Annotated in this window: 23 protein-coding genes and 1 pseudogene; 12 read left to right on the forward strand and 12 right to left on the reverse strand. The window is 63.0% G+C overall.

Features of this window, described 5'->3' with window-relative positions; all coding sequences use genetic code 11:
• From C7I87_RS15650 to C7I87_RS15675, 6 genes are read right to left on the reverse strand one after another with little or no spacing between them, the layout of a single operon-like run.
• Positions 1-1,611, reverse strand: a complete 1,611-nt coding sequence (locus C7I87_RS15650) for an NTP transferase domain-containing protein (RefSeq protein ID WP_149905052.1) — start codon at positions 1,609-1,611, stop codon at positions 1-3.
• Positions 1,608-2,312 (reverse strand): XdhC family protein, encoded by a 705-nt coding sequence (locus tag C7I87_RS15655; RefSeq protein WP_149905053.1) that lies wholly within the window; start codon positions 2,310-2,312, stop codon positions 1,608-1,610. Before C7I87_RS15655 ends, C7I87_RS15650 begins: the two co-directional genes overlap by 4 nt.
• Positions 2,313-2,318: 6 nt before the next feature.
• The gene (locus C7I87_RS15660) at positions 2,319-2,657 is read right to left on the reverse strand and encodes an XdhC family protein (protein WP_149905054.1); all 339 of its coding nucleotides are present in this window, start codon (positions 2,655-2,657) and stop codon (positions 2,319-2,321) included.
• 48 nt (positions 2,658-2,705) lie between these two features.
• Positions 2,706-3,956 (reverse strand): vWA domain-containing protein, encoded by a 1,251-nt coding sequence (locus tag C7I87_RS15665; RefSeq protein ID WP_149905055.1) that lies wholly within the window; start codon positions 3,954-3,956, stop codon positions 2,706-2,708.
• A gap of 5 nt (positions 3,957-3,961) precedes the next feature.
• Positions 3,962-4,891, reverse strand: a complete 930-nt coding sequence (locus C7I87_RS15670; RefSeq protein ID WP_149905056.1) for an AAA family ATPase — start codon at positions 4,889-4,891, stop codon at positions 3,962-3,964.
• Positions 4,888-5,415 carry a flavin reductase gene (locus C7I87_RS15675; RefSeq protein WP_149905057.1) on the reverse strand — a complete coding sequence of 176 codons (528 nt, stop codon included), beginning with the start codon at positions 5,413-5,415 and terminating at the stop codon, positions 4,888-4,890. The genes C7I87_RS15670 and C7I87_RS15675 overlap by 4 nt, the downstream gene beginning before the upstream one ends.
• Positions 5,416-5,595: 180 nt before the next feature.
• On the opposite strand from C7I87_RS15675, the gene C7I87_RS15680 reads away from it, so the two are divergent.
• Positions 5,596-6,669, forward strand: coding sequence for a branched-chain amino acid ABC transporter substrate-binding protein (locus C7I87_RS15680; RefSeq protein WP_149905058.1), 1,074 nt, complete (start codon positions 5,596-5,598; stop codon positions 6,667-6,669).
• Entirely contained in the window at positions 6,669-7,688 is a 1,020-nt protein-coding gene (locus C7I87_RS15685; RefSeq protein ID WP_149905059.1) for a P1 family peptidase, read from the forward strand. Before C7I87_RS15680 ends, C7I87_RS15685 begins: the two co-directional genes overlap by 1 nt.
• A gap of 18 nt (positions 7,689-7,706) precedes the next feature.
• Here C7I87_RS15685 and C7I87_RS15690 read toward each other — a convergent pair whose 3' ends face one another.
• Entirely contained in the window at positions 7,707-7,961 is a 255-nt protein-coding gene (locus C7I87_RS15690; protein ID WP_023773164.1) for a DUF2171 domain-containing protein, read from the reverse strand.
• Between the two features lie 275 nt (positions 7,962-8,236).
• On the opposite strand from C7I87_RS15690, the gene purB reads away from it, so the two are divergent.
• Positions 8,237-9,544, forward strand: coding sequence for an adenylosuccinate lyase (gene purB, locus C7I87_RS15695; protein ID WP_149905060.1), 1,308 nt, complete (start codon positions 8,237-8,239; stop codon positions 9,542-9,544).
• Between the two features lie 65 nt (positions 9,545-9,609).
• Here purB and C7I87_RS15700 read toward each other — a convergent pair whose 3' ends face one another.
• Complete coding sequence (locus C7I87_RS15700) at positions 9,610-10,422, reverse strand: VOC family protein (protein ID WP_149905061.1); 813 nt, start codon at positions 10,420-10,422, stop codon at positions 9,610-9,612.
• A gap of 242 nt (positions 10,423-10,664) precedes the next feature.
• On the opposite strand from C7I87_RS15700, the gene C7I87_RS15705 reads away from it, so the two are divergent.
• The gene (locus C7I87_RS15705) at positions 10,665-11,219 is read left to right on the forward strand and encodes an RBBP9/YdeN family alpha/beta hydrolase (RefSeq protein WP_149905062.1); all 555 of its coding nucleotides are present in this window, start codon (positions 10,665-10,667) and stop codon (positions 11,217-11,219) included.
• Positions 11,220-11,238: 19 nt separating this feature from the next.
• Here the strand turns inward: C7I87_RS15705 and C7I87_RS15710 are convergent, their stop codons facing one another.
• Together C7I87_RS15710 and C7I87_RS15715 are read right to left on the reverse strand one after the other, a co-directional pair.
• On the reverse strand, positions 11,239-12,012 hold the full coding sequence (locus tag C7I87_RS15710; RefSeq protein WP_149905063.1) for an HpcH/HpaI aldolase family protein: 774 nt from the start codon (positions 12,010-12,012) through the stop codon (positions 11,239-11,241).
• 109 nt (positions 12,013-12,121) lie between these two features.
• Positions 12,122-12,442, reverse strand: coding sequence for a DUF1476 domain-containing protein (locus C7I87_RS15715; protein ID WP_149905064.1), 321 nt, complete (start codon positions 12,440-12,442; stop codon positions 12,122-12,124).
• Between the two features lie 276 nt (positions 12,443-12,718).
• On the opposite strand from C7I87_RS15715, the gene purC reads away from it, so the two are divergent.
• The 7 genes and pseudogenes from purC (at position 12,719) to C7I87_RS15750 (ending at position 16,520) form a co-directional block, all read left to right on the forward strand.
• Positions 12,719-13,513, forward strand: coding sequence for a phosphoribosylaminoimidazolesuccinocarboxamide synthase (gene purC / locus C7I87_RS15720; protein WP_149905065.1), 795 nt, complete (start codon positions 12,719-12,721; stop codon positions 13,511-13,513).
• Between the two features lie 43 nt (positions 13,514-13,556).
• Positions 13,557-13,799 (forward strand): phosphoribosylformylglycinamidine synthase subunit PurS, encoded by a 243-nt coding sequence (purS, locus tag C7I87_RS15725; protein ID WP_013895864.1) that lies wholly within the window; start codon positions 13,557-13,559, stop codon positions 13,797-13,799.
• 18 nt (positions 13,800-13,817) lie between these two features.
• A pseudogene (locus tag C7I87_RS35980) lies at positions 13,818-14,073 on the forward strand (hypothetical protein).
• A complete protein-coding gene (gene purQ, locus C7I87_RS15735) occupies positions 14,070-14,738 on the forward strand; it encodes a phosphoribosylformylglycinamidine synthase subunit PurQ (protein ID WP_149905066.1) in 669 nt (222 codons plus the stop codon). Before C7I87_RS35980 ends, purQ begins: the two are co-directional and overlap by 4 nt.
• A 64-nt stretch (positions 14,739-14,802) precedes the next feature.
• Positions 14,803-15,468 (forward strand): glutathione S-transferase family protein, encoded by a 666-nt coding sequence (locus C7I87_RS15740; RefSeq protein ID WP_149905067.1) that lies wholly within the window; start codon positions 14,803-14,805, stop codon positions 15,466-15,468.
• A complete protein-coding gene (locus C7I87_RS15745; RefSeq protein ID WP_149905068.1) occupies positions 15,465-15,872 on the forward strand; it encodes a hypothetical protein in 408 nt (135 codons plus the stop codon). The genes C7I87_RS15740 and C7I87_RS15745 overlap by 4 nt, the downstream gene beginning before the upstream one ends.
• A 6-nt stretch (positions 15,873-15,878) precedes the next feature.
• Positions 15,879-16,520: a Pr6Pr family membrane protein gene (locus C7I87_RS15750; protein ID WP_149905069.1), complete on the forward strand. Its 642-nt coding sequence runs from the start codon at positions 15,879-15,881 to the stop codon at positions 16,518-16,520.
• An 8-nt stretch (positions 16,521-16,528) separates the two neighbouring features.
• Here C7I87_RS15750 and C7I87_RS15755 read toward each other — a convergent pair whose 3' ends face one another.
• Positions 16,529-16,780 carry a DUF1127 domain-containing protein gene (locus C7I87_RS15755; RefSeq protein WP_149905220.1) on the reverse strand — a complete coding sequence of 84 codons (252 nt, stop codon included), beginning with the start codon at positions 16,778-16,780 and terminating at the stop codon, positions 16,529-16,531.
• Between the two features lie 94 nt (positions 16,781-16,874).
• Between C7I87_RS15755 and C7I87_RS15760 the strand changes: the two genes are divergently transcribed.
• Positions 16,875-18,284, forward strand: coding sequence for an aminotransferase-like domain-containing protein (locus C7I87_RS15760; RefSeq protein ID WP_149905070.1), 1,410 nt, complete (start codon positions 16,875-16,877; stop codon positions 18,282-18,284).
• Between the two features lie 60 nt (positions 18,285-18,344).
• Here C7I87_RS15760 and C7I87_RS35250 read toward each other — a convergent pair whose 3' ends face one another.
• On the reverse strand, positions 18,345-18,509 hold the full coding sequence (locus tag C7I87_RS35250; RefSeq protein WP_188393860.1) for a hypothetical protein: 165 nt from the start codon (positions 18,507-18,509) through the stop codon (positions 18,345-18,347).
• Positions 18,510-18,668 lie beyond the last annotated feature (159 nt).

The raw sequence follows: 18,668 nt of genomic DNA on the forward strand, positions 1-18,668 counted from the left end.
TCAATCCTGCAGGACGCCGCCGGCGCCTTCCAGCGCCTCGCGGGTGTCGACATCGACCGACGCGCCCTCGCCGATCTCGACATCGATGACATCGAGCCCTTCGGCCTCGACCAGATGGCGTGCGCCGGTGTCGCCTTCGAGATGGGCGATGGCCGCGAACAGCGAGCGGGGCAGGAGCACCGGATTGCCGCGTTTGCCTTCATGCGAGGCACGAACCACGGAATTGCCTCCGGCCTTGCGGAACGCATCGACCAGCCGGTCGAGGTCGCCAGTTTCCACGCCCGGCATGTCTCCAAGAACGATCATTGCTCCGGCGACGTCTTGCGGCAGATAGGCAATTCCGGCCTTCAAGGACGTGGACAGGCCATCGGCAAAGTCGGGATTGTCGGCGAAGGTAACGTCGAGACCCGACAATGCCGCGCGCACCCGCTCGCGCTGATGGCCGGTGACGACGATCGTGCCCGAAGCCTTCGAGGCGAGGGCGCGTTCGGTGGTGCGGCGCACCAGCGGTTGGCCGTCGAACAGCGCCATCAGCTTGTTCGGTCCGCCCATGCGGCTCGACCGCCCCGCCGCCAGAAGCACGATCCCGACCTTGAGCCGGTTTCTGGCCGGCAGCGGCTCGCGCGGCTGCGGCCGCGTCGGTATCTCCATCAGCAGGCCGCCGACGCCCATGCCGGCGATGTCGCCCGCCGTGACATCGAGGCCTGCAATCAACCGGTCGAGCACCCAGTCGAAGCCGTTCTCCTTGGGGCTGCGGGCGCAGCCGGGAGCGCCGATGACGCGCTTGCCGCCGAGCGTACCGAGCACCAGCAGATTGCCGGGATCGACCGGCATGCCCGCGCGGATGACTGTACCGCCCGCCCTCTCGATGGCCGCAGGAACGACATCGGCGAAATCGCTCATGGCGGAAGCCCCGAAGATCACCACCATGTCATTGTCGCGCGCAAGCGCGATGGCGGCCTCGGCGACAGGGGCGATCTCATGCGGCGTGCGGCGCTCCGCCGTCAGCCTGCCGCCCGAGCGAGTCAGCCGTGCTTCGGTGACGCGCAACGTCTTGTCGAGCACACCGGGTTTGATGCCCGGCAGCACCGTCTGGATGACGCCGATACGCACCGGCTTATAGGCGTTGACGGCAAAGATTTCGCCGCCGGCGCAGATTTTCGTCACGACCTCGACCAGCGCAGAAGACACCGCGAAGGGAATGATCTTTACCGTCGCGACCATCTGGCCCTTCTCGACCGGCGCGTGCTGAGCCAGCGTGGCGATGGTGATGGCGGGATCGACGGCATTGATGGCGTCGATGACAGCTGCATTGACCGTGAAGATGCCAGCCGCCCTGGCGTGGAGATTGACCCGACCGGTGGCGGCGGGCCGCGCTTCGATGCCGCCAAAGGTCATGCTCTCGGTAATTCTTTGCGCCGCGGCATCCTCGCCCAGATCATCCGGGGCCAGAACGGCCGCGACGACCTGCGAGATGCCCGCCTCTTTGAGTATGCAGACATCTTCGGCGCTCAGCCTGTGTGCCTTGCGAAACCGCTTTTCGCCGGCAGTAGTGGCATGCGCCAGCACCGCCCCCTCGGCCGCTTCGATCGGTATCGGACCGAATTTCACGCCGCCGCGCCTTTCGCATCAAGGCCGCGCGAGCGAAAGGCAAGGATGGTCTGCGCGAGAATGGCGACGGCGATCTCGGCGGGGCTTGCCGCCCCGATGTCCAGCCCGATCGGCGCGTGGATGCGCGCAATCTGGTCGGCACTCGCGCCCAGCGCCAGCAGACGCTCGACGCGCTTGGCATGCGTCTTGCGGCTGCCGAGCGCCCCGATATAGAAACAATTGGCGTCGAGTGCCGCCTTCAGCGCGAAATCATCGATCTTCGGATCATGGGTGACGGCGGCGAGCGCGGTGTAGCTATCGAGCGGCTGACGCTCCAGCACATCCTGCGGCCATTCGGCATGCAAGGCGACATCGGGAAAACGGTCCGGTGTGGCGAAGGCGGTGCGCGGATCGATGATCTCCAGGGGATAGCCGGCGATCCGGGCCATAGGCGCGAGCGCCTGGCTGATATGGACGGCGCCGATCACCACCAGGCGCGGCTGCGGCAGATGCGCATTGAGAAAGAAGGTCCTTCCTTCCGCCTCGACGGAGCCGGAATTGCCGGATCGAAACGCTTTGGCGATCGCCGCTCCGAGGTCTCCGGCGACCTGATCGCCCTCGCGCACGATTCGATCGCGACCATCACCGAGATCGGTGACGAGGATCGCCGCGCGGCGGGCGCGTCGTTCGGCATTGAGCGTTTTCAGCGCATAGGGATCCATCCGAGGTCAGCCCAATCGCTCAACATAAACCTTGATGCGGCCGCCACAGGACAAGCCCACCTGCCAGGCCGTCTCATCGGCAACACCGAACTCGAGCATCCTGGCCTTGCCGGAGCCGATGATGTCGACCGCCTCGGTCACCACGGCGCCCTCGACGCAGCCGCCTGAAACGGAACCGTGGAAATTGCCATCGGCATCGATGACAAGGTGGCTGCCGACCGGACGCGGCGCCGAACCCCAGGTCTCGACCACCGTCGCGATCGCGACATCCTTGCCGTCCTTCATCCAGGCTTCCGCGATGATCAGCGGGTCGCGGGCCTCATCGAGATAAATGCTGTCGCTCATCGTTGCTTCTCTCAGGGTCTGTTTTTCCAGGAGCCGGGACACATATGGCTATGCGGCGCGCCTCGCGCCAGCATCCATCCACCGCCGTGGATCGACCGAAGGCGCCGATTTCCTGTCCAGCGAGGCGCAGAGATCGGCGAGCGCGTCGAGATTGTGCACCGAGCGGAATTCGTCGACATGGGGCAGCATCGCCTTCACACCGCGGGGACGCGCCTGAAAACCGTCGAAGCGCAGCAACGGGTTCAGCCAGATCAGCCGCCGGCAGGATTTGTGCAGCCGCTCCATCTCTTCCGACAAGCCCACGACGTCGTCGCGCTCCAGTCCGTCGGTGATCAGAAGCACCACCGCGCCCTGTCCCAGCACGCGCCGCGACCATGTCAGGTTGAATTCCGCCAGCGTATCGCCGATGCGGGTACCGCCCGACCAGTCCTTGACCGCCGCCGAGCAATCGGCAAGGGCGGCATCGGGATCACGGTGGCGCATCTGCCGGGTCAGATTGGTCAGCCGCGTGCCGAAGACGAAGGTGTGCACGCGCCGACGCTTTTCCGTCAGCGCATGCAAGAAATGCAGGAAGATGCGCGTGTACTGGCTCATTGAACCAGAGATATCGGCCAGTACCACCAGGGGCGGGTGAACTTCGCGGACCGAGCGGAATTTCGGCAGGATCAACTCACCGCCGGTGCGCGCGGCCGCGCGCATCATAGCGCGCGGATCAATGCGGCGGCCGTGCGCATCGGCCTTGAACCGCCTTGTCCGTACCATGTCGAACGGCAATCGCAGCTCGGCGATAGCCTTCTTGGCATCGGCCATCTCGGCGGCGTTCATCTGCGCGAAATCCTTGGCCCGCAACACCTCGTTGCCGGAAAAGGTGAAGCGGGCATCAACCTCGACCTCCGGGATTTCCTGAGGCGTCTGGTTCTTCTGGTGGCCTTCGAACATCGCCTGGCTGACGCGGTTTTCAGCCGCGCGCGGCTTCTGCTTCTGCCTGACATCAGGGGCAACCGGCGAAAACATCGCCAGCAGCTTCTCGATCAGTTCGCGCGATTTCCAGAACAGCCTGAAGGCTTCGTCGAAGGTCGGGTGATCCTCGTGCCTGGACACCAGAACGGCGTGCAGCGTCCAGTAGAAATCATCGCGCGAGCCGATGCCGGCGACGAGCACAGCCTCGATCGCGTCCTTGACCGAGGCCGGCCCGACCCGCATGCCGGCCTTGCGCAAGGTGCGGGCGAAATAGACGATGTTGTCGGCGATCCGCCCGTCCTCGGTCGCCTCTCTGGGGTCGGGACGCGATGCCGTCATTCCCCCTACTCCGCCGCCGCGAGCTCGGCCTTGACCTCGTCGAGGATGCGCCGGCCCTCGCCCGCACCGATGCGGGCAATGTCGTCCTGGTATTTTAGCAGCACGCCGATGGTGTCGGACACGGTCTCCGGATCGAGTGACACCTTGTCGAGTTCGGTCAGCGCCCCGGCCCAGTCAATGGTCTCGGCGACTCCCGGCACCTTGAACAGCTCGATCTGGCGCAGCTTCTGGATAAAAGACACCACTTCGGCCGAAAGCCGCTGGTTGGCCCGAGGCACCTTGCGGCGCACGATCTCAAGTTCGCGCTCGGCGTTGGGATAATCGACCCAGTGATAGAGGCAGCGCCGCTTCAGCGCGTCGTGGATCTCGCGTGTGCGGTTGGTGGTGATGATGACGATCGGCGGCTCTTCCGCCTTGATCGTGCCCAGCTCTGGCACCGTCACCTGGAAGTCGGAGAGGATTTCGAGCAGGAAGGCTTCGAAGGCCTCGTCGGTGCGGTCGAGTTCGTCGATCAGGAAGACCGGGGCCGCATCTGTCTTGCCGGTCAGCGCATCGAGCACCGGCCGGCGGATCAGGTATTTTTCGGAGAAAACGTTACGCTCCATGGCGGAGCGATCGACCTTGCCAGCCGCTTCCTCCATGCGGATTTCGATCATCTGCGCGGCGTAATTCCACTCATAGACGGCCGAGGAGACGTCGAGCCCTTCATAGCATTGCAGGCGGATGAGCCGGCGGCCAAGCGCCTCGGCCAACACCTTGGCGATCTCGGTCTTGCCGACGCCGGCCTCGCCCTCGAGGAAAAGCGGCCGTTTCATGCGCAGCGACAGGAAAAGCACCGTTGCCAGCGACCGGTCCGCGACATAGTCCGCGCCGGTCAGCAGATCGAGCGTCTCGTCGATCGTCCGCGGCACGGGGCGCGGTTTCAAGTCGCTCATTCTTTCTCCGTGGGTGCGTCTGCCCCACTTTCCAGGACGTGGTAGCCGCGCGCGTGGTAGATCAGCGGCCGTAAATTATCGCCCATGCGCAGGCCTGTCACCTTGCCAAAAAGCACACGATGGGTAGCCAGGTCCTTGGTGTCGATCAGCTCGCAGTCGAACACGGCGAGCGCGCCCTTCAGCGTCGGCGCGCCGGTGGAAATCACGTCCCATTCACCAAGCGCAAAGCGCTCCTCGACCGGCAAGCCGGTCATGCCGGAAAATCCAACCGAGAGCGGCTCCTGGTGCGAGGCAAGCGTGTTCAAGGCAAATCTGCCGTTCTTCACGAACGGCTCGTTCTTGGGGTTTTCACGGTTGAGACAGACCAGGATGGTCGGCGGCGTGTCCGACACAGAACAAGCCGCGATCACCGTCGCCCCACGCTTGCCGGCGGGTCCGTCGGTGGTCACCACATGAACGTGACCGGCAAAATGGCTCATCGCGTCGCGATAGGCCTGCGGTCCAATATCGTTTATCTTCAACACCGGAGACTTCCACAGCCAAAATTTGAACTGTTATATATGGCCAGACATCACATGCCACAAGCGAAGTGCTTGGCCCATATCCCGAATTCGCGTGTTGCACCAAGACCGGACAGCCTTTAGGTCTTGGCGGGAATTGGTGTCCGCGCGCGCGTCGCGGGCTTGGAGGGACAGTTCGGCAGGATGCGATCCGGGGCAACGATATCCATCGCGCTGGCCTGGCTGTTGCTGACCGGTGCCGCCGGCGCGCAGACGCTCACGATCGGCGTCGCCGCGCCCCTGTCGGGACCATCGGCCATCCTCGGCAAGCAGATCGAAGCCGGCGCCGGGATCGCGGCAGAGGCGAACGGCATCCAGCTCAAGACCGTGGATGACGCCTGTACCGGCGACGGCGGCGCAGCAGCGGCCAGGGAGTTCGTGTCAGCCAAGGTCGATGTCGTGATCGGCTTCCTCTGCACGGAGGCGATCGAAGCGGCGATGCCTGTCCTGAAGAACGCCGATATCCCGGTCATCACCGTCGGTGTGCGAACCGAAAGCCTGACCGACCGCCGCGCCAAGACCGGCTGGCCAGTCTATCGCCTCGGGCCGCGTGGCGATGACGAGCGCAACGCCGTTGCCTCCAACCTCACCCGGCTGTGGCGTGACGAACTGTTCGCCATCATCGATGACGGCACCATCTACGGCCGCGAGATCGCCGAGACATTTCGCGCCGCGGCAGAGCAGGCAGCGCTGAAACCGGTCTTCGTCGACACGTTCCGGCCGCAGCTCGACAACCAGATCGGTTTGGTCGGACGGCTAAAAAAGGCCGGCGCCACGCATGTCTTTGCCGGCGGTGACGGCGACGACATCGCCATCATGGGGCGTGATGCCGCCCAGCTCCAGGCGGGCATCGTCCTAGCCGGAGGCGAAAATCTGCGCACGCCGCCGGGCGACGTTCCTTATGCTACGGGCACGCTGATGATCGCGCCGCCCGAATGGACCGATGTCGCGGACCCGAAAGTGCTGGAAAGCTTCTCCGCGCACAAGATCGTGCCGGACGGCTACACCTTGCCGGCCTATGCCGCCGTCGAGATCGCCAAGGCGGCGACGGCGGACGCCGCAAGCTCCGGCAAGCCGCTGACCGAGGCGCTCACCGGGCATGATTTCACCACGGCGATCGGGTCGGTCCGCTTCGACGCCAAGGGCGACCTCAGCCAGAGCCCCTACCATGTCTTCCGCTTCGACGGCACACGCTTCGTACCCTTGGAAAGCAACTGATGTTCCTCACCGGCCCGCGCAACCTCATATCGGACGTTGCCGGCCTGCGCGTTGGCAATGCTGCCGATGCCAGGCTGAAGTCCGGCGTGACGACTGTCCTTTGCGACGAGCCGGCGGTGGCGGGGGTCCAGATTCTTGGCGGCGCGCCGGGCACTCGCGAGACGGATTTGCTGGAACCGCACAATTCTATCGAGACAATCCATGCCGTTGTGCTGTCAGGCGGCTCGGCTTTCGGCCTCGATGCCGCGTCCGGCGTGCAGGCCGCGCTGCGCGAACGCGGGATCGGCTTCGAGGTGGGCGGCTTCCGGGTGCCAATCGTGCCGGCGGCAATCCTGTTCGACCTGCGCAATGGCGGCGACAAGGATTGGGGCCGTTATCCGCCCTATCGCGACCTCGGCTACGAGTCGGTGCAGGCTGCCGCCGTCGATTTCCAGCTTGGCACGGCCGGCGCCGGTACCGGCGCGCTGACTTCGGGGCTGAAGGGCGGCCTGGGTTCCGCCTCGACGCTGCTGGACAATGGCGTCACCATCGGCGCGCTGGCCGCCGTCAACCCGACCGGCTCGGTGACCGTCGGGCCCACCCGCCATTTCTGGGCAGCACCGTTCGAGATCGGCGATGAATTCGGCGGGCTCGGTTATCCCTCGCCCATGCCCGAAAACGCCACGCGGATTTTGCTGAAATACCGCGACAAGGATCACGGGCGGATGGAAACCGGCGGCAACACGACCATTGCGGTCATTGCCACGGACGCGGTCCTTACCAAGGCCGCCGCGAAACGCCTGGCGATTTCGGCGCATGACGGCTTCGTGCGTGCCATCTGGCCGACCCATACGCCGGCCGACGGCGACCTGGTGTTCGCGCTGGCCACCGGCAGGAGCGGGATCGAACTGAGCGCCGACGCGGCAGTCGACCTCTATGCCGCGGCCGGCGCCACCATGGCGCGCGCCATCAGCCGCGGCGTGTTTGCCGCGACGCCAGCCGGCAACGATCTGTTTCCCGTCTGGTCGTCGCGTCGCTAGTCTGGCTAAGGCCTTCGATCAAACCGGATCGGATTTTTCTTCCTCGAACGTCACCGCGACATCGGAATTCGCGGACAGCCACACCTTCTTGCCATCGACCTCGGCAACCAGGGCTAGGGAAATATAGTGGTGATGGCCCTTGTGAGCGCCCTCGCCGCTGTCGGCCTTGGTCAGCTTGATGCGCTGGCCATCGACCTTGTCGACGGTGCCGATATGCACGCCGTCGGCGCCGACGACTTCCATGTGCTCACGAATTTTGCTGGTGTCGGTCATGTCAGGTTCTCCATTGGGGTGGTTGCCATCGGGATTGCCGACAATAACAAATGGCGAGCGGATTGGATGCATCGGCTTTGGTTCGCACGACGTTTCATCTGGCGGTCAACCGCGTCTAATCTCCGCTCATATCCATGCACTCGCCTTCACTCGCCTATGGAATCCGGCTCCATTTCCGCTTGGCCAGCCTCTGTTTGCGCGGCAGCAACGTTGAGCATTTTGCCCGCCTCTGTTAGGACGCGGCCAACGCAACGCGAAGCTGGAAATCAATCCGTATGATCCCTCGCTACTCCCGGCCGGAAATGGTCGCCATCTGGTCGCCCGAAACCCGGTTTCGCATCTGGTTCGAAATCGAGGCCCATGCCTGCGACGCGCTGGCCGAACTGGGCGTCATCCCCAAGGAAGCGGCCAAAACCATCTGGGAAAAGGGAAGCGCGGCGGAATTCGACGTCGAGAAGATCGACGCGATCGAGCGCGTCACCAAGCATGACGTCATCGCCTTCCTCACCCATCTTGCCGAATTCGTCGGGCCCGACGCGCGCTTCATCCATCAGGGCATGACGTCTTCGGACGTGCTCGACACCTGCTTTGCGGTGCAGCTCACCCGCGCCAGCGACATCCTGCTCGCCGACATCGATGCGTTGCTTGCAGCGCTCAAGCGCCGCGCCTTCGAGCACAAAGACACCGTCACCATCGGCCGCAGCCACGGCATCCATGCCGAGCCGACCACCTTCGGCATCAAGCTGGCGCAGGCCTATGCCGAATTCTCGCGCTGCCGCGAGCGGCTGGTGCACGCGCGCGAGGATATCGCGACCTGCGCAATCTCCGGGGCTGTCGGCACCTTCGCCAACATCGAGCCCTATGTCGAGGAGCATGTTGCCCAAAAGCTGGGCCTGAAGCCGGAACCAGTATCGACGCAAGTGATCCCGCGCGACCGCCACGCCATGTTCTTCGCCACGCTCGGCGTCATCGCCTCCTCGATCGAGAGGCTGGCGATCGAGGTCCGGCATCTGCAGCGCACCGAAGTGCTGGAAGCGGAAGAGTATTTTTCGCCGGGTCAGAAAGGCTCTTCGGCGATGCCGCACAAGCGCAATCCGGTGCTGACGGAAAACCTCACTGGCCTAGCCCGCATGGTGCGTTCCATGGCGTTGCCGGCGATGGAGAACGTGGCGCTCTGGCACGAGCGCGACATCTCACACTCCTCGGTCGAACGCATGATCGGCCCAGACGCCACCGTGACGCTCGATTTCGCGCTGTCACGTCTGACCAGCGTCATCGACAAGCTCGTCGTCTATCCCGAGAACATGCTGAACAACATGAACAAGTTCCGCGGCCTGGTGCATTCCCAACGCGTGATGCTTGCGCTTACGCAGGCCGGCTTGTCGCGCGAGGACTCCTACCGGCTGGTGCAGCGCAATGCCATGAAAGTGTGGGAACAAGGCGCTGATTTCCTTGAGGAACTTCTGGCCGACAAGGAAGTGACCGCAGCGCTGCCGGAGGCGCAAATCCGCGAGAAATTCGACCTTGGTTATCACACCAAGCACGTCGACACGATCTTCAAGCGGGTGTTCGGAGAGGCGTGAGGATAGCGTCTTTGTCCCCGTATAGTGACGGGGACAAAGACGCTCGCGCCGACGGCTTTCGCCAATCAAGCCTTGCCAGGCACGGTCCTGATCACCGTGCCCCAGGGGTCCTCACGGATTGTTTCGCCGCTCACATTGTCCGAACGCATCTCTACCCAGGCAAGCCCCGAGCGGGACAGATCGCGGCGACCGGCGCCGGCGCTCTGCCAGGCATTGGCGCCGATGTGGTGGTGGTAATGGCCGGACGACAGGAACACCGCCTGGCCGCCATATTTGGCGACCGTGTCGAAGCCGAATTCCTGGTTCCACCAGGCTTCGGCCTCTTCCGGCCTGCCGACGCGCAGATGGACATGGCCGACAATGCTGTTTTCCGGCGCGCCCTGCCAGCCCGCATCGCCGGCCGGCACTTCGGCAACGACAGAAGGAATGTTCATCCGCTCGGTCGCCATGGCGATCTTGTCGCCGTTCCATTTCCAGTCCTGCGGTCGGCGGTCGGCATAAATCTCGATGCCGTTGCCCTCCGGATCGGTCATGTAGAGTGCTTCGCTGACCAGATGGTCCGAAGCACCCTCGATGGCAATCTTGTCTGCGATGGCGTGGTTGATCCAGCGGCCGAGATCGGCGCGGCTGGGCAGCAGGAAGGCCGTGTGGAAGAGGCCGGCACTGCGCGGATCGTCCGGCTTGGCGGACACGTCCGGTTCAAGCACCAGTAGCGGACGCTCGGCAGCGCCCAAGGTGATCGCGCCATCTGCGCGGCTCAGTTCCTGCAAGCCGACCACCCGGCGGTAGTAGGCCGCGAGGCTCTCGGCATCACGCGCCTTCAGCCCAACCCGGGCGACGCTCACCGGCGTGGTGGCGGCAAATGGCAGTTCGCTCATCATTGTCTCCGTTGCGGCGACGCTCGATGAAACCCCAAAGCCAGGAGCCCCGTGCCGCCGATCATTATACGTCGTGTCAGCGCCAAAATCCGGTCTTCCACGGCTGTTTCGTTCCTGACAGACATCGTCGATCGCTATCGTTCACACAAGACGGCGAAAAGCGAACATGGTGTTCACCATTGCGAGCGTAAGCGCGTCCATCAACGGTTGCATGAGACAATCGCGCTCGCTATCTCAGCGCCATGAAAGTCAAGGACGCAGATATTCTGATCATTCCCGGATACACCAATTCCGGGCCCGAGCATTGGCAGACGCGCTGGCAATCGAAACTGTCGACGGCGCGTCGTGTGGAGCAGGCCGAATGGTCGAAGCCGGTGCGCGAGGACTGGACGGCGAGCGTGGCCAAAGCGGTCAACGAGGCCGAGAGACCTGTTGTTCTCGTCGCCCATTCGCTTGGAGTGGCCGCGGCCGTACAAGCCATACCGCAATTTCAGAAGCCGGTCGCCGGCGCCTTCTTCGTGGCACCGCCCGACGTCGCCAATCCCACGATCAAACCGAAGCATCTGATGACCTTCGGCCCTTATCCGCGTGAGCCGCTGCCGTTTCCCTCCATCGTGATCGCCAGCCGCAACGATCCCTTCTGCCCCTTCGATGTCGCCGAGGACATCGCGGGCGCTTGGGGCTCGCTGTTCATAGACGCCGGCGAGACCGGCCATCTCAGCGAGGATTCGGGCTTTGGCCCCTGGCCCGAGGGATCGATGACCTTCGCCAAATTCCTGACGGACCTGAAGGCTTAGCGTCCGTGGTCGCGGCGCGTCAGGCGCCGATGGAATCCTTGATGCCCTTGAGCAGGGTCTTCGCGCCCAACGAAATCAGCGCATGTTCGGAGCCCGTGGCGAGCAGGCGGTAGCCCATCGACACGACGCGGCCGGCGATAGCCGGTTCGACGACGTAGATCGCCGCATGCTTGCCGGCCTTGCGGGTGCGCTCGGCAACCGAGGCCACGGTCTCCATCATGCTTTCGAGCGTCGAATTGACCGTGGCGCCGTTCGTCCAGGCGATCGAGAAATCCGATGGGCCGAGGAAGATGCCGTCGATGCCGGGCGTGTCCAGGATGCCGTCAAGCGCATCGAGCGCGGGGCGCGTCTCGACCATAGCAAAGGCCATGGTGCGCTGATTGGTGTCACGCAGCCATTCGGCATAGTCGCCCTTGCCATGGCGGGGGAAGGCATAGGTCGGGCCCCACGAGCGCTCGCCGACCGGGGGATATTTCATGGCCGCGGCGAACAGCTTTGCATCGGCCACCGAGTTGACCATCGGCGCAATGACCGCTTCGGCGCCGAAATCGAGAGCCCGGCTGGCCATGTCGAAACGGCCAACGGGTATGCGCACCAGTGCCGGCTTGCCCAGAGCCAGCACCGGCGCCAGGCCGCGCAGGACGCTGTCCTCGTGATGGCCGCCATGCTGCATGTCGAGCGTGACGGCATCGAAGTCTTGCCTGGCGAGGATTTCCACGGTCAGGGCGTCCGGCACGCCCGACCAGGCAGTGACCAGCGTTTCATCTGCGGCAAGGCGGGACTTCAGGGACATCTAATCTTTTTCCTTGTTAGGATCGCATTTTCAGCCGGAAACCGCCGCAAAGGCAAAGAAAAACCGCCCGGCTTGGCCGGGCGGTCGATTGGTCCAGTAAGGCGCCGTATCAGGTGTTCTTGATATGCTCGATCGCCTGCGCCATCATTTCGTCCATGGTGCGGCGGATCTGATGATCGGACTGCTCGACGCCGGCAGCATCGAAATCCCTGCGGATCTTGCGGAACACATCGTGGTCGCCGGCTTCCTCAATGTCGGAAACAACGACTTCCTTGGCGTAGGCGTCGGCGTCAGCACCGGATTTTCCGAGCTTTTCGGCGGCCCACAGACCAAGCGCCTTGTTGCGCCGCGCCGAAGCCTTGAACCGAAGCTCCTCGTCGAATGCAAATTTGCGCTCGAAGCCCTCTTCGCGGTCTTTCATGCTGCTCATGGCGTCCCTCCGGGTCAAATCCGATTCGTTGGCGGTGGATATGTGTGTTGCCGAAGCACAAACCAAAAGCTCGCGGGCCGGTCAATATGCTTCGTCATATGCTGCGCTGCGGCATTTCAGTCTCGAAAGCGGTTGATTGGAAGGATTTGCCGATTGAGCAAACGATGTGATTGGGATAGACCCGGCATTGAACGTCACCGTCGCCAAAACTAATTTAGGCGGACGGACAGGAAGTGGTCGCTTGCCGCCTGCCCGCAAATCCAGAGAAAAATTCAAATGAAAAATCGCCGCCGCATTTATGAAGGCAAGGCCAAGATCCTCTATGAGGGGCCGGAACCGGGCACGCTGATCCAGTTCTTCAAGGACGACGCAACCGCGTTCAACAAGAAGAAGCACGAGGTCATCGACGGCAAGGGCGTGCTCAACAACCGCATTTCCGAGTACATCTTCAATCATTTGAACCGCATGGGCATTCCGACCCACTTCATCCGCCGGCTCAACATGCGCGAGCAGCTGATCAAGGAAGTCGAGATCATCCCGCTCGAAGTGGTGGTGCGCAATGTCGCCGCCGGTTCGCTGTCCAAGCGCCTCGGCATCGAGGAAGGCACCGTTTTGCCGCGCTCGATCATCGAATTCTACTACAAGGCCGACGCGCTGGACGATCCCATGGTTTCGGAAGAGCATGTCACGGCGTTCGGCTGGGCAAGCCCGCAGGAGATCGACGACATCATGGCGCTGGCCATCCGCGTCAACGATTTCCTCTCCGGCCTGTTCATGGGCGTCGGCATCCAACTCGTCGACTTCAAGATCGAGTGCGGTCGCCTGTTCGAGGGCGACATGATGCGCATCGTCGTGGCCGACGAGATTTCGCCGGACTCTTGCCGCCTGTGGGACGTGGCGACGCAGGACAAGCTCGACAAGGACCGTTTCCGCCGCGACATGGGCGGCCTCGTCGAGGCCTATCAGGAAGTCGCACGCCGCCTCGGCATCATGAACGAGAACGAGCCGCCGCGCCCGACCGGCCCGGTGCTCGTCGCCTCGACCGACGGCCTCAAAGGCAAGCCGCACTGATAGCGGCTTGCGCCCCAACATTCAGAACAGGAGCATGTCCAGCGTGATCAAGGCCCGCATTACCGTCACCCTCAAGAACGGCGTTCTGGACCCCCAAGGCAAGGCAATCGAACATGCGCTGTCGGGGTTAGGCTTCGATGGCGTCGGCGCGGTGCGGCAGGGCAAGGTGTTCGACGTCGAACTGGCGGAAAGCGACAAGGCCAAGGCCGAAGCCGACCTCAAGGCCATGTGCGACAAGCTGCTGGCGAACACGGTGATCGAGAATTATAGTGTGACACTTACCTGAGGTTGTGTCGGAGGCAGTATGCCGGAAGTCACGAATGAGTTGATGTTTGAGTTGCTGAAGCGCGTGCATCACGAAATTGGTGAGCTTTCGTCAGGATGTTTCCGAGACGAAACGGGAATTGAATGTTATGCGGGGTCACATGGTGGCAACGCAAAGTGACATCCATAACATCTATGGCATTCTCGCCCGCCAGGATGATCGACTTGAACGCATAGAACGCCGTCTCGACCTGCGCGAACTTGCCGAAGCTCAGAGGCCTTACGAACCAAAATGAAATCAGCCGTCGTCCTTCTCCCTGGCCTCAATCGCGACCGCGACATGATTGCCGCGCTGACCAAGATTTCCGGACAGGCTCCCGCAACCGTCTGGCAGACCGACACCGAAATCCCCGATGTCGACCTGATCACCATCCCCGGCGGCTTTTCTTTCGGTGACTATCTGCGCTGCGGCGCGATCGCGGCGCGCATGCCGGTAATGCGGGCGGTCGCCGAAAAGGCGGCCAAGGGCGTCATGGTCATCGGCGTCTGCAACGGGTTCCAGATCCTGGTCGAGGCCGGACTGCTGCCGGGCGCCTTGATGCGGAACTCCTCGCTGAAATTCGTTTGCCGGCAGGTGAAACTGCAGATCACCAACGCCAACACCATGTTCACCCGCCGCTATCAGCCGGGCCAGATCATCCGCTCGCCAGTGGCGCATCATGACGGCAATTACTTTGCCGACGCCGACACGCTTGCCCGTCTCGAAGGCGAAGGCCAGGTGGTGTTCCGTTATGCGGAAGGCACCAATCCGAACGGCTCGATCAACGACATTGCCGGCATCGTCAGTAAACAAGGCAATGTGCTTGGCTTGATGCCGCATCCGGAGAACCTGATAGAAGCAGCGCATGGTGGCAATGACGGCCGGGCGCTGTTCGAAGGTGCCTTGGGCATTGCCGCTTGAAGTTTGCAACCGCAACCTTGAGAATTGCGGCAATTCAAAATCATAGCGTGAGGGAGAGACGGTCATGAAACTCTATTCGCGGCCGTTGTCGCCCTACTCTTCGATCGTGCGGGCACTAGCCTATATCAAGGACGTGCCGCTCAAGATCATCGCGCCGCCGCCGGGTTTTCCGATCCCCGAAGAGTTTCGCGCCATCTCGCCGATGAACCGGATTCCGGTTCTGATCACCGGCTCGGGCGAAACGATCGTCGAATCGGTTGTCATCGCCGAATATCTCGAGGAGCGGTTTCCCGAACCGGCACTGTTGCCGCCCGATTCGAAGGACCGCGCGCTGGTGCGCATGTTCGCCCGCATCACCGATCTCGATGTGCTCACACCGACAATGAAGCTTTTCGAGTTGCATTTCGTGCCGAAGCGCAACAATGCCGAGATCGACGCCCAATTCGCCCGGCTCCACCATGGGCTGGCTGCTGTCGAGGCGCGCATGGCGCAAGGCCCCTTCGCGCTCGGTAGCGCCATCAGCTTTGCCGATGCCTGGCTGACGCCGACGCGGTTCATCTTCAACAATTTCCGCGCCATGACCGGCCGGCACGACCTGCTCGACGCCTATCCCAAATTTGATGCCTACGAGCAGATCGCCTCGCAGCATCCTGCATTGTCCAGGGTATGGGGCGAGATGACCGACGGCCTGAAGATATTCCTGTCCGAACTCGAAATGGGTGCCGCTTGATCAAGACGAAGACGATCGCCATCGTCGCCGCGGCGGGGTTTGCGCTGGCATCGTGCCAGTCGAGCCCCAAGAGCACGCCCGTGCCGTCGGGCAAAAGCGCAGCGCTGCTGGCCATGGAACAGGTGGCGATATCGGCCCACAAATGCTGGATCGCCAGCAAGGACCCGGCCTTCAAGCAGTATCAGATGGCTAATGAGCTGAACTCGTTCAGCGGCACGCCGCGCTTCCTTCTGGTGCCGGCCAAGCACTATGGCGGCAAACCGTTGCTGGTCGTGCAGGCGCAAGGGAGTTCAAGCCGCGTCGACGTCTTCGGACCGTTGATGAACGACCCGCTTGGCGCACGCATCAGCTCGGATGTCGCGCGCTGGCAGGCGGGCAATCCGGCCTGCGCAGCCACCGCCTGAGCCGCCATGGGCCGGTTCCTGCAGATCGCGGGATTGGTTGCCGGCCTGATAGCGCTCGTCCTGCAGTTTTCGATCACCATTCCAGCGTCGATGGAAGCGGGCCGCGGCCTGCTCGGCTCGATCGTGTTCTATTTCAGCTTCTTCACCATCCTGACCAACATTGGCGCCGTGCTGGTCCACACCTCGCTGTTGTCATCCAGCGGCTATGCGTGGCTGCCGGCCTTTGCCGGACCGCGGATGTGCGCGGGCGTCGCGGTTTCGATCACCCTGGTCTTCATCGTCTATGCCGCCGTGCTGGCGCGGCTCTGGCAGCCACAGGGCCTGTTCCTGCTTTGCGACGTCCTGCTGCACTACGTGACGCCGGCGCTGTTCGTGCTGTGGTGGCTGATATCGGGCGCCGACGGCAGAACGAGATGGAGCGACATCTCCTGGTGGGTTGTCTATCCCATCGCCTATCTGGCTTATGCGCTGGCCCGGGCGCCGCTGGCGGGCGAAGTGCCCTACCCCTTCCTCGATATCGCCAAGAACGGCGTCGAGAGCGTCGCAGTGGCGGCGCTCGCCATCACCGCGCTGTTCCTGGTGATATGCGTCGTCGCCGTTTTCGTCGATCACGGTATCAAGCGCCTCAGGAGCAAAGGCGCCCGATAGGCCGGGCGCTATTCCCAGAGCGGCTTGATGCCCTCGCGATGTGCGTCGCAGCGCGAGATGCCGATGTCCTTGAGTTGATCGTCGGTCATCTCCAGCAGCGCCAGCCGGCCGCGCCGGCGCTCCAGCAGACGGTCGATCCATTGCGCCAGCGACCTGATCACTTGCACCAGTTGGCCGGCGAAGCCGCGCTGCCCGGACGGGCGAGCAGGCTGGCCGAGCAATTCGGTTCTCGAGTGGGCGAATGTTCCGATTGTACCCATTTTCTTTTCTGCCGAAATTGTCAATTGCACCCTTTTTAGTGCACCAGTGATATGCATTGACTCTTGAAACGGTGCAATATAGAGAATTGTCACCATGACAAATTGGATTCCAGATCTCACGGGCTCAGGCCCGCTGTATCAGCGCCTCGCGGATTCCATCGAGGCGGATATCGACCGGGGGGTGATCGGTGCAGGGGCGAAACTGCCGCCACAGCGTGACCTCGCCTACGATATCGGCGCCACGGTCGGCACGGTCGGGCGAGCCTATCAATTGCTGCGCGAGCGTGGCCTGGTCAGTGGCGAGGTCGGACGGGGCACCTATGTGCTTGGCGAGAATATAGGCGTTGTAAAGCCGGAGGCACCCGACACTAGTGTCGAAGGCACGCGATATGTCGATGCTCCCAAGGACAAGCTGCGTTTCGACAGCACGGCAGCCCCTGACATCGGCCAGGGCACCATTGTCGCCGACGTCCTGTCGCGCGCCGCACAGGACCATCCGCATGAGATTTCGAGCTACACGCGCGATTTCCCGGATCGCTGGTACGAAGCCGGCGCCCAGTGGCTGTCACGGAACGCCTTCCGGCCAACGACCGATACAATCGTCCCAACTCTCGGCACTCATGCCGCGGTGATGGCTGCGATCGCGGCCCTGACGATGCCCGGCGATTATGTCGCCTTCGAGCACCTCACCTACTCGCAGATTTCTCGCAGCGCCGGCCTGATCGGCCGGCGCACCGCGCTGGTGGCATCGGACGATGAAGGCCTCGATCTGGCGGATTTCGAACGCGTCTGCGCGCAAAAGCACCCCAGGATGATATTTCTGATGCCAACGGCGCAGAATCCGACCTTGGTGACCTTGTCCTCGGCGCGCCGCGAGGCGATCGCGCGTATCGCCCGTGAATACAACGTCATCCTGATCGAGGATGACCTCTACGGCCATCTGACCGACGACCCGACACCGCTGCTTGCCGAATTTGCGCCCGAACGCACCATCATTGCCGGCGGCCTGTCGAAATCGGTCGCGGCCGGTCTGCGCGGTGGCTGGCTCTCCTGCCCGCCCGCCTATCGCCATCGCATCCGTGTCGCCCATAAGATGATGACCGGCGGTATGCCATTCCTGTTGGCGGAGGTGAACGCCCGGCTGGTGCTTTCCGGTCAGGCCGGCGAAATCCGCAAGCGCAGCATCGCGGAGATCAGCGCCCGCATGGCCATAGTGCGCGAAACTCTGGCAGGCTTCTCGTTCAAGTCGCACGACAAAGTGCCGTTCGTCTGGCTCACCCTGCCCGATCCCTGGCTTTCCGGCACGTTCAAGAATGCTTGCCTGGAGCAGGGCTTGCTGATCGACGATGAAGATGAGTTCAAGGCGGGGCGCTCGGAGCGGGTTTTCCATGGCGCGCGCTTCGGCGTCTCGCAGCCGAGACGGCGTGAGGATATTGCCGACGGCGTCGCGGTGATCAGGCGGCTGCTGGACGAAGGCCGCGCGGGCTACGACAGTTTTTCCTGAGCCATTCGCGGCCCCGCCCTGCTTGCCTCGATACGTCACTTTGCATCCCCCGGATTGGGGTCAGCCCTCGGCCTTGAAGTTCTTGGCTTCCTTCTCGGCCTTGTCCTTGCCGTGCTTCTCGGCCAGTTCCTTGGCCTGCCGGGGCGAAACGTCGGTGGTCTCCGCGATATGGAGAGCTTCCTTGTCCGAAATGCGATTATCGTTCTTGCCTTGCTTGGTAGCCATGATCCTGTCTCCTGAGTGATAGGAACCTAACGGCCGGGGCATCATGGCGTTCCCACTTGGCTTTGCGGGAGTCCGATAGTTGGCCGGGCTCCTTTCGTCGCTTACGGGAAGAGCCTAATGCATGTCGCCCGGAAGTGTCCTCGGTTCCGGGATAACGAC

It is taken from the genome of Mesorhizobium sp. SARCC-RB16n (genome assembly GCF_008520305.1).
In the GTDB taxonomy this organism is placed as follows: Bacteria; Pseudomonadota; Alphaproteobacteria; order Rhizobiales; family Rhizobiaceae; genus Mesorhizobium.